Here is a 4,494-nt window from a genome sequence, read left to right as displayed (position 1 = left end):
TATCCGAAATTGAACAAGAATTATTAAAAGTCAATAAAAACTTCGATGAATAAAATAGACTTCGTGGCAGTTGTCAGGTATGGAGGGAATAGGTATGGAGGGAATAGGGGGGATAAAATTGTCGATTAGACTTCTTGAATTGGTTTAATTAAAAATTTTGTAATATGAACCTTTGAGAAACTATACTTATAAGTTAGAAAAATTTATGGAGGAATTTGAGTGGCAAAATTTATCTCAATGTTTGGCAGAATTTCCTCAAATAGTATCCGAAATTGAACAAGAATTATTAAAAGTCAATAAAAACTTCGATGAATAAAATAGACTTCGTGGCAGTTGTCAGGTATGGAGGGAATAGGTATGGAGGGAATAGGGGGGATAAAATTGTCGATTGCTTCTCTTGAATTGGTTTAATTAAAAATTTTGTAATATGAACCTTTGAGAAACTATATTCATAAGTTAGAAAAATTTATGGCGGAATTTGAGTGGCAAAATTTATCTCAATGTTTGGCAGAATTTCCTCAGATAGTATCTGACATTGAACTAGAATTATTAAAAGTCAATAAAAACTTCGATGAATAAAATAGACTTCGTGGCAGTTGTCAGGTATGGAGGGAATAGGTATGGAGGGAATAGGGGGGATAAAATTGTCGATTGCTTCTCTTGAATTGGTTTAATTAAAAATTTTGTCAGAGGTTTGAGCGACCACTTTATACGATAAAATCAAAATATTATAATTAATTAAATGAATTAAAATTATGAAAGAGTTTATTCCCAGTGAGTTTGTAATTTTAATAGTTGACGACCATCCAGAAAATCTCAAACTATTAGCAAGTATGTTAGTAGAGGTAGGGTATAAACTAAATTTTGCTAAAAATGGGAAGGAAGCTAGACAGAGAATTAGCCAATTAAAACCAGACCTAATTCTATTAGATTTGAGAATGCCAGAAGAGGATGGATTTCAAGTATGTCATCAACTTAAACATGATTTAAAATATCAAGATGTGCCAATCATTTTTATTACTGTCAGTAAAGATCCAGAAGATTTGAAGCTAGCTTTTGAGTTGGGAGCAGTTGATTATGTGAATAAACCTTTTCAGCATGAAGAAGTTTTAGCTAGGGTAAAAACTCATTTAACTATTAAAAAACAAGCTGAAGAATTAAAGCAAAGTGAAGCTAAATTAAACACAATAGTTACTCATCTCTATGATGGTATTTTAATTGTCGATAAAGATGGTGTCGTGAAATTTGCTAATCAGGCAGCAGCAAGAATATTTGGTCAACCTCTAGAAAAAATTTTAAATCATACTTTGGGCACGCCAATATTAACTTCTGACAAAGCACTATTAGACTTTATTGGTCTCGATGATAAATTACGCATAGCAGAAATAACTGTAGCAAAAACAGAATGGCAAGGAGAAACTGTCAATATTATCTGTTTAAGAGATATTAGCGATCGCCAAAAAGCTATGCAAGAATTAGAAGCAGCTTTAACTAAACAAAAAGAATTATCTCAAGAATTGGAAAAAATGGCGACAACAGATCCATTAACAAATATTTATAACCGTCGTCAAATTATGAAATTAGCTGAACAAGAGTTTACCCGGTCTATTCGTTATCAACATTCTTTTTCTATATTTCTAATGGATATAGATAAATTTAAAATAATTAATGATACTTACGGACATCAAATAGGGGATAAAGTGATTATTGAAATGGTTAAAACAGTTTTGAAAAATATCCGCAATGCAGATATTTTTGGGCGTTTGGGAGGGGATGAATTTATGGTGATCCTGCCAGAAACCAATAAGGAGCAAGGAGTAGAAGCAGCAAAAAGGATCTGCTCCAGTATCAGAGATATAGAAATTACATTTGAAGCAGATATAATTAAATTTTCTATTAGTATTGGGGTGGCAAGTTACAGCAAAGAAATAAAAAATTTAGAGGAGATAATTAGTTCTGCTGACAAGGCGTTGTATAAAGCTAAAGGAGGAGGCCGTAATCAATTGATAATTGATAATGGATAATGGATAATTACTTCAAGGAAAACCTTCAACAATTAATTATTCGGTAATCAATTTTGTACTTCTTCATTATGAGAATAGGAGTCATAATTAATTGATAATTGATAATGGATAATGGATAATTACCTCAAGGAAAACCTTCAACAATTAATTATTCGGTAATCAATCGGACCGAGTCAGGAGAAAGAAAGGTTTGAACTATTAAATTATATAATTCGTATTCAATAAAACATCTGTATTAAGAGGAAGTAATATTATGTGCCCCCTCCAGGGGAGCTACGAATTGCAGATAATTACTTATAATAGAGTTTTTGTTTGTAGTTTTGCTCTAGCCCTTGAATTACTTACCTTATTGCTCCAGCCTTACTACGCAGCTCTAATTATAACTATTCAACTGGAAATGAGATTATATAATATCAAATCCGCTTAATTCAGTATAAGAAAATGTTTCATCTTCAGTCATTAGCAAATCTTCCTAAATTCTCTTCTCTCCTGACTCTCCACTCTCACTCGTTGTAGAAGTATACCTATGCCGCAGCTAAGAATTTTTTGGTTTTTTTCTGATGCTGTAAACTGTACATATGTTCAAACAATTTCCAACAGTATTCTTCAGAAAGTCCACAAGTTATCGCACCTCGAAGTACAACATTAAAATACCAATCATTAGGAGCTAATTCCTGAGGTAATTTATCTACAACTACATAGGTACTAACTTCACTATATAATTTACCTTGACAAGATACTTCAACTTTTTCTGGTCGATAACCACCGCAGTGAATTTGTTTAACAAAATCGAACTTTACAGTCTCTCTTTCATCTAGGCGATCGCGCAACCTCAAAGGTAAATAATAAAGCACTCCTTCTACAGTAGAATTTTTGTCTTTTACTACATCTAATGCTCCACAATTACGCTTTTCGGAATAACGATAAAACCCAAGTTTGTATCCTTTAAGTTTAGCCGGGCCAATAACATAGGGATAAGTATTTTCACCCAAAGTTCGTTTCAAATCAACAGGACACATACACGAACCATAGGCAAAGTAGTAAAACTTTTTCTCTGTAGAAATTAGTTTGTTCATCTTAATTTTTGACTGGAGAATCTGAGTTAGCATATCTTTGAATTCCAGAAAAATTTAACTGGAATATTTACCGAATAATTAATAATTATTCAGGTTAAAAGCTTCATCTAATAGGGAAAAAAAGTGCTAGGATATTTCCTTATACATATTCGGTTACGGTTTTAATCAGAGGTAATTATCCATTATCCATTAACGAAGCCAAGCTATGCCTAAAAAAAATCGCATCTTTTAAGCTTCGCTCAAGTAATACTTAGATATTGGGTGCATCTCAGATATGCGATGAGTATAAATACTCAATCAAAACCATCAGGCACGCCAGGCAGAAGTTGCCGGGAGCGCAATAGTTACCAAGTAATACCCCTAATCTTCTCAGATATTGTTGTGCTTATCTCAATGGGGCTCTTACCGCTTAATTTCTCTAAGTATTTTTACCCATTGCCTAATTGAGATGCACCCTAGATATTCTTGTTAGTAATAAATCTTAACTTTTACTATCTGCAACTTCTGTAGGTAAACAAACAGTAAAAGTAGAACCCAAAGAAACTTTACTGTCAACGGTAATATTGCCACCCATCATTTGACAAAAACGTTGACTAATTGCTAATCCTAAACCAGTTCCTTCATATTGACGGGTAGTTGATTCATCAGATTGGGTAAAGGGTCTAAACAAATACTTCATTTGATCTAAACTCATACCGACACCATTATCAGTCACACAAATTACAATTTTATCTCTTTGGCGACTTACTCTTAAATTAATTTCACCTTGATGTGTAAATTTGGCAGAATTACTGAGTAGATTAGATGTAATTTGTTGCACTTTGATTGGGTCTGCATAGATAATACCAATATCTTCGACTCCTTCTACTTTCAGAATATTGCCATTTTTAATTACTAAAGGTTTCACTGATTTGACTACATTGTTGATTAAAGATGATAAATTAAAATCTTCCAAATATAACTTCATTTTATTAGCTTCTATTTTGGAAATATCGATAATTTCTTGAATCATTTTTAATAATTTTTGACTTTCCAAACGAATTCTATTCAAGTCATTAATTAAATCTTGATAGCCCAAATCATTAATTTCTTCATATAATAAATCACTATAGCCAATAATGGCATTTAAAGGTGTTTTTAATTCGTGACTAATATTAGCTAAAAATCTACTTTTGGCTTGGTTGGCTGCTTCTGCAGCTTCTTTTGCTAACTCTAGTTCTAATTGTGTATGTCGGCGCTCGGTAATATCATGAAATGTGGAGACTACTGCTTCTATATTTTCTTCTTGGTCAAAGACTGGACTGATAATATATTCATAATCTCTTTGATTTTTTATTGTCGGAAAAGATCCTTCTGATTTGATTGATTTACCAGTTATTAAAACTTTTTTGATT

At 32.3% G+C, this 4,494-nt stretch carries 3 protein-coding genes; 1 reads left to right on the top strand and 2 read right to left on the bottom strand.

Annotation, left to right across the window (positions count from 1 at the left end):
* The first annotated feature begins 755 nt into the window (after positions 1 to 755).
* A complete protein-coding gene (locus F6K22_RS33175; RefSeq protein WP_293108160.1) occupies positions 756 to 2,024 on the top strand; it encodes a GGDEF domain-containing response regulator in 1,269 nt (422 codons plus the stop codon).
* Between the two features lie 524 nt (positions 2,025 to 2,548).
* Here the strand turns inward: F6K22_RS33175 and F6K22_RS33170 are convergent.
* Positions 2,549 to 3,100 (bottom strand): gamma-glutamylcyclotransferase, encoded by a 552-nt coding sequence (locus tag F6K22_RS33170; protein WP_293108157.1) that lies wholly within the window; start codon positions 3,098 to 3,100, stop codon positions 2,549 to 2,551.
* 481 nt (positions 3,101 to 3,581) lie between these two features.
* The coding region (locus F6K22_RS33165) for a sensor histidine kinase (protein WP_293108154.1) at positions 3,582 to 4,494 on the bottom strand (913 nt) is incomplete at its 5' end.

Origin of the sequence: Okeania sp. SIO2F4 (genome assembly GCF_010672385.1) — a bacterium.
GTDB lineage: Bacteria > Cyanobacteriota > Cyanobacteriia > Cyanobacteriales > Microcoleaceae > Trichodesmium.
Note: the sequence above shows the minus strand (reverse complement) of the source record. Positions and strands in the feature narration are given on the sequence as shown.